This window comes from Vibrio sp. M260118, from assembly GCF_036533755.1.
Taxonomy (GTDB): Bacteria; Pseudomonadota; Gammaproteobacteria; order Enterobacterales; family Vibrionaceae; genus Vibrio.
Map to the genome: position 1 here is coordinate 1 of NZ_JATABG010000232.1, position 5,680 is coordinate 5,680.

Here is a 5,680-nt window from a genome sequence, read left to right on the forward strand (position 1 = left end):
CCCCATATGGCGGCTAGGCATATTAAGCGAACAAAGCTTGCTGAACTCATGAGCTATCCTTCTATTTTGTTACGCCAATGTGAACTAAACCAGTCGAATAGGCAATAGCAAAAAGGATTAGATTTCCGTTAATGGCTAGGATTTTATCCTGTTTGCCATTGAGTGGGAAAACGGCTGATATTTATTGTCGTCAAGCGCTGCTTTGCGGTTTAGCTTAAGTTGATATCAGCTATGCTACGGTGGTTAGTGTGTATGAATTTAATTGTGAACATCCGTAAGGGGGTGCGAAAGCACGGCTTCGAGATGTCAACGCGACAGGCATGGAAGTGCGGAATCAAGGCGAATCTTGTAAAGCGTGTTATCGGTGTCGTTCACGGGCAGGTAGTGTGTGTGATTGAAGGGGTTAGGCCAGAGCTTTCAACTGAGATGAATAATGCGCTGCATAGTGAAGAGAAGCAGGGTAGATATGTCTTTGTCGGCGGTGTCGTATGGCTACCGAATGACTTACTCGCCCCCGCGTTCCCTGACTTCATGTTTATGCACCTACGCAATCTGGGCACTAAGCACAAATACATGACAGATGATGAATTGTTTTTGAATCTTGCCTGATTCTCTTCATCTAGCCCAAGGAGCGTGTGTGCTCCTCGGGCTATACCATCGAGTTAATGGTCTAAGTAGAGGTAGTTTTGCCAACTCTTCATGCGGATTAGCACCTTACGCATGATGGATACATGCGTGAAGCTGTCTGAGTAAACGGCAACTTCCACAGCTGTGCCTAGTGGAAGGTGGTAGTCAGAAAGATCATCAGTAATTTTCAGCTTGGCAAATACTCTGCCGCTGGTACGAAGTGCTTCCGTCCCAAGTAAAGTACCGCGTGCTTGAAATTGGCTCTCACCAATAGCAGGCAATACTTCAACCACTTCACCTTTAAATACTTTTCCAGGTAGTGCTCTAAACAAAAATTCTGCTTCAAAGCCTGGGCGTAGTCGCTGTAAAGAGTTTTGACGGAATGCGGCAGTGTAAAACTTCTCTTCAGTGTGGACAAACGTCATCACTGGCGATAGTGGTAAAGGAACGGCCATTACACCTGGTCTCAGGGCGAGCTGAGTAGCGAAGCCATCCGTTGGTGCTACGACGACCGTTTGTTCTAAATTAAACTCCGCTTGGCGTAGCTCTTCGATTAAACGAGCGACGGTTGTATTTTCCCCGCCAATTTCAGAGTCTAATGCCAATTGAGCTTGTTCTACCTTTGCATCGGCCACGTTAACTGAAGATTCAGCAGCTTTGTAAGCTTGGCGTCGAGTATCGAGCTGTTGCTCAGTAAATGCACCACTGTTGAAACCGCGTTGATAACGGTCAAACTCGCGTTGCGCCTTGTCTCTTTCTGCAATTGCTTTGTTTTTTGCTGCAAGGGCTTCTTGTAAAACAGAATCTAAGCCTAGTGCGCCTTGGCTGGCTTCCTTAATTTGTGCTTTCTTTTTAGCAACTTCCGCTTCATAAGGAATGGGGTCGATTCTAAACAGCACGTCTCCTTGCTTAAGCGGTGTATTAGCCTCAACGGGTACTTCAATCACTCGGCCTCTGACGCCTGAGACAATTGGGGTCGTGGAGTAAACTTGATTACCAATCTGAGTAAATGGGTGATTGTAGTTCATTAGCAGAATTAAGGTGCCTATTAACACGACCCCACCAAGTACTGCAGTCGGGACGGTCCACTTGTTGAGTGGAATATTGAACACTTTGAAGATGGCGATACAAAGCGCTGTGTAAGTCAGAATGAGTAGCAAATCCATTATTTTTCCTCCTCATTGCTGTTCATTCGTGCTTGAACAGACGGTGGGCTTTGATCTTTCTGTTTTAGCTCTTCCATCTCTTTTTGTAGCTGTCGAACTTGGTCGATAAGGGTGTCTACACGGTGATGAATGTCATGTTGCTCTTCTTCGAGCTTTTGGAATCCCCAACCTCGTTCTTTTCGCCATAGGGTTGCCCATATCCACAAAAATGGCCATAGAGCGTGAAGAGTAAAAAGGCTTACCCAACCCGCATAATGAATGGCGTCTTGATGAGGGTGGTCACGCTCTTTTGATATTTCATATGGGATATCGTGAATGACAATAATGCCGTAGAAGATAACCAAGGCTACGAATATCAGCAGACCTAACGCGAAGTAATCTAGAAACATACCAACTGTCCTTGTTTAAAATACAGTGAATAGATAATGAGGTATTCCTATAGAGTATAGAAATAAAATCAATGAATTAGATATGCATTAATTGATCTTGATAGCAATAATGGCGCATATATTAAATCAATATCGAGATTATTGAGTGGTGAAACAAAAAAGCACACAAAATGCCTAATGCGACGATCACTAGGCATTCGAAAGTGGTTGAGGGACTATTCGGTACAGACCTGATTTCGGCCATTAGCTTTGGCACGGTAGAGGGCTTTGTCTGCGCGATAGAAAGTGCGCTGAGTATTCTCCCCCTCACGGTGAAGGGTAATACCAATACTAACGGTTAAGCCTCGCTCACCAAGTATGTTTTGCCAGCCAAATTTGAAAATACGTTCGCGGTAGTTCTCTGCATGCATTTCGGCTTGCTCTAGAGTTGAGCGTTCTAATATGACTAGGAACTCCTCGCCACCAAAGCGCACGCAAGAAGCCCCACGGAACTTAAAGTAAGCAGCAAGTTCGTGCGAGACGTTAACAATCGCCTTATCACCAACCAAGTGGCTGAGCTCGTCATTAATCGATTTAAAGTGGTCAATATCCACGACCATTAATGCAAATGGCACATCATGCAGCAATAGGTCTTTCAACTTAACATCGAGCCAACGACGATTGTGTAGAGATGTTAGCGGGTCTGTAAATACATCCTGTTGCAATTGGGCAACGGTGTGTTTTTGACTCTCTGTGGTTTCTTTTAGTTCGCGGTTTTCTTGTTCAGATAGAATGAGTTTCAGTTGCAGCTCAAAGCGAGAAAGTCTTCTTAATTGGCTTGCACCCAGTTCCCCAATAGGAATTTTTTTCATTAAATCGCTTTCGATTCGGTAGGCGCTTTTTTGGTTCTCTAACGCTCCTTTAAAGTCTTGTTTTTGTTCGCATATTTCACTGAGAGAGTTACAGAGTTTAAGATTAAGGATCGGCGATGCGTATAGCTTCACTCGTCGGCGCGCCGATTCGAGTACCCAGTTAGCGATATGAGGCTTGTTTTGTTCGCTTAGGCAGGCTGCGAGTTCTAGGCGAATCATATTCGAAAGCCAGTTTGAGTGGATATTGCCCGCAGAGTACTGGACATTGCCAAGACATTGCATCGCAAGTTCCATTTGCTTGTCCTGACGGTAGAGTTTAGCTTGATAGAGAAGCACTTGACCTGTAAGCAGCTTGTCACTGACCAGGATACTCAGCTCTTCGCACTCTTTGATTAGATCATTTGCCGCGGTTGTGCGTTTGAGCTCAATGTAACAAGAGAGCATATAAAGTTTATATCGAAGCCGCAACGATCGGCTGCTGATCGCGTGGTCGATACTATCGATTTTTTGGTAGTACCTTAGCGCGCGGTTGTGGTCACCGTAGGCATCACATAAATTGCCCATACCAAGCACAGAAAGAACATAGGCGTCTATAAAACCACTGTCGACAGCAATGGTTGAAGAGGTAATATATTGGTTCAATGCACCGTGGAAATCGCCATTCTCAACCAATCGGTCAGCAAGGCTGTTGCGTACTTCTAGGATAAGTTCAGCATCTTCAGGCAATGAGAGATAATCAAGTGCTTCGACCAACTCCTCGATACTGGTTTGCAGTTGTTTAAGCTCGACACGAAACTCAGCACTGATAATTAGGCACTGTGCGACCTCTTGAGGTGTAGTGGCAACATGCTGACGGGCATGGTTCCAAAATATAATGGCTTCTTCACCGGAAACGGACGAAGGATCTAAGCCTGAGTCAGAAATTTTATTGAGTAAGGCTTCCATGCTGTTCGTCCTGTAGCTGACTGTCTTCTAGTTGTTCTAAGGTGAATGGGAAAGTAAGTATATCTTGGAAACTCACCTTAGGCAGTGAATCGTCTAGGCCTTTCCTATGCCAAGGATATATTTCGATCATTTTAGCTAGTACATGGAAAACGTTAAGGGCCTCTTCGCCTCTATCCGCAAGCAGTATGCCTAGTCGTTCGCGGCTAAGACGCGCGAGCATATCTTGCTTGTTACAAAGCGAGTGGGCGAGTTCGGTACACACATCCAAGTAGTTGGGGTCACTATGTTGAATAACAATAACCGCATGATTTGAACGTTTAAGCTCGGTTTTAAACAAAACCAGTTGTTCCCACCAATAGGTCTCTGAGACCATTTGACTCAGTTGCTTTTCTGGATCGAATTCGTGTTGACCGCGAATTCGGTTGATCAGTTTACGCGCGCGTTGCTCTAGTTGTCGCTTCGACGCTCGGGCCTTGTCATTACTCACTCGAGCCGTTTGTTCACGCAGCATATCGGTGGAGTGTTTGCGATATTTTTTGAACGCTTCCAACGCGGTTTCAAAATCCCCTGACTCTTCAGCTACGCGAGATTGCTGGAAGCAGATCTGTGATAGCAGTTCGCCATTGTCAAAGCTGATGGCTGATTGCTCCGCTTGAACCAATAGCTGCGCAGCCTTTTCGGGACGTTTGCGAAGTAGTTCTACTCTAGCGCGACTAATATATGAGTGAGCTTTCATCCACACTAAGTCGTGTTGCATGGCGATTTCGTGAGCTTTACGTGTTGCTTCTTCAGCGTCTTCTACGCGTTCGAGGCCCAAAAGGGCTAAGCCTCTAAAATCCCAGATTTCTGCTTGCCAAGTGTTGTCGTTGTGTTCTTTTAGCGCCTCTGCTGCCCCATCAAGTACAGACAACATTTCAACGTAGTTGTTTAGCAAGTAGTGATCCCAGGCTAGCAGAATACGAGCTTTACCTTCGAGCAGGTTAACACGGGCGTTGTTGGCGACGATTACAGCGAGCTCATGAGTTGTTTTCGCTAGATTGTATTCATGAGTCATACGCCAAACGTTGCCTAGTCCTATTAGGGCTTCGAGTTGTATTTCGACTTCATCAACCAGTGCGGACTGCTCTAGTGCATTAATCCAGTATTGTTGGGCAGAGTAGTAACGTGCTTGCCCCCAGTAATGTAGGGCATAAATGTGGAGAATTTCAGGGAGTAGGTCGTCGGTGTCGAGAGCATTGAGCTTACTGTGGGCCTCTTTAATGAACTTTAGGCCCTTGCGGTAATCCATTATGCACCAGGCACAGCGAGACATGATGATCAGGCACTGAATCTCGCCTTCTGGGTAGAGTATTTGTGCTGAACGTGCTGCACACTGCTCAGCTATAGCCCAAGTTTTTTCCGGCTCCGATTCGACCTTGTTCTTTAATTGGTCTATTTCGATCTCTAGAAGTCGCTGGCTTTTATCCAATGAATCAATCCTATAACACTAATACCGACTAGCATACACGATACACAAGGTAATTATATGAATAGCCATGCGTTAATCTCTACTAAAAGTAGCAAATCAGCGGGCGATTAACGGTACACGTCACAATACCGGGGTATCAGCCCCTCATAATTATGAAAGTAAGTCGCGCAGAGTCAAAGGCGATTGAGTTAGCTCTAGATTCTGAGCGGCGGTTTTGCCTGTCTTATCCTGATA

5 protein-coding genes are annotated in these 5,680 nt (G+C 45.4%); 1 reads left to right on the plus strand and 4 read right to left on the minus strand.

Annotated elements, in window-relative coordinates; genetic code table 11:
• Window positions 1-252 precede the first annotated feature (252 nt).
• Window positions 253-609 carry a hypothetical protein gene (locus QTO00_RS13560; RefSeq protein WP_038201594.1) on the plus strand — a complete coding sequence of 119 codons (357 nt, stop codon included), beginning with the start codon at window positions 253-255 and terminating at the stop codon, window positions 607-609.
• A gap of 53 nt (window positions 610-662) precedes the next feature.
• On the opposite strand, the gene QTO00_RS13565 is transcribed toward QTO00_RS13560, so the two are convergent.
• The 4 genes from QTO00_RS13565 to QTO00_RS13580 all read right to left on the minus strand — a co-directional run bounded on the left by QTO00_RS13565 (window position 663) and on the right by QTO00_RS13580 (window position 5,446).
• Window positions 663-1,793: an HlyD family secretion protein gene (locus QTO00_RS13565; RefSeq protein WP_331425280.1), complete on the minus strand. Its 1,131-nt coding sequence runs from the start codon at window positions 1,791-1,793 to the stop codon at window positions 663-665.
• The gene (locus QTO00_RS13570) at window positions 1,793-2,182 is read right to left on the minus strand and encodes a DUF3302 domain-containing protein (RefSeq protein WP_331425281.1); all 390 of its coding nucleotides are present in this window, start codon (window positions 2,180-2,182) and stop codon (window positions 1,793-1,795) included. The genes QTO00_RS13565 and QTO00_RS13570 overlap by 1 nt, the downstream gene beginning before the upstream one ends.
• Window positions 2,183-2,397: 215 nt before the next feature.
• A complete protein-coding gene (locus tag QTO00_RS13575) occupies window positions 2,398-3,978 on the minus strand; it encodes a GGDEF domain-containing protein (protein ID WP_331425282.1) in 1,581 nt (526 codons plus the stop codon).
• A complete protein-coding gene (locus tag QTO00_RS13580) occupies window positions 3,959-5,446 on the minus strand; it encodes a hypothetical protein (protein ID WP_331425283.1) in 1,488 nt (495 codons plus the stop codon). Before QTO00_RS13580 ends, QTO00_RS13575 begins: the two co-directional genes overlap by 20 nt.
• Window positions 5,447-5,680 lie beyond the last annotated feature (234 nt).

Bases quoted from the DNA above. Each gene is read 5' to 3' on its own strand.
- QTO00_RS13575 (WP_331425282.1), bottom strand. From the start codon at position 3,978: ATGGAAGCCTTACTCAATAAAATTTCTGACTCAGGCTTAGATCCTTCG.
- QTO00_RS13570 (WP_331425281.1), bottom strand. From the start codon at position 2,182: ATGTTTCTAGATTACTTCGCGTTAGGTCTGCTGATATTCGTAGCCTTG.
- QTO00_RS13560 (WP_038201594.1), top strand. From the start codon at position 253: ATGAATTTAATTGTGAACATCCGTAAGGGGGTGCGAAAGCACGGCTTC.
- QTO00_RS13565 (WP_331425280.1), bottom strand. From the start codon at position 1,793: ATGGATTTGCTACTCATTCTGACTTACACAGCGCTTTGTATCGCCATC.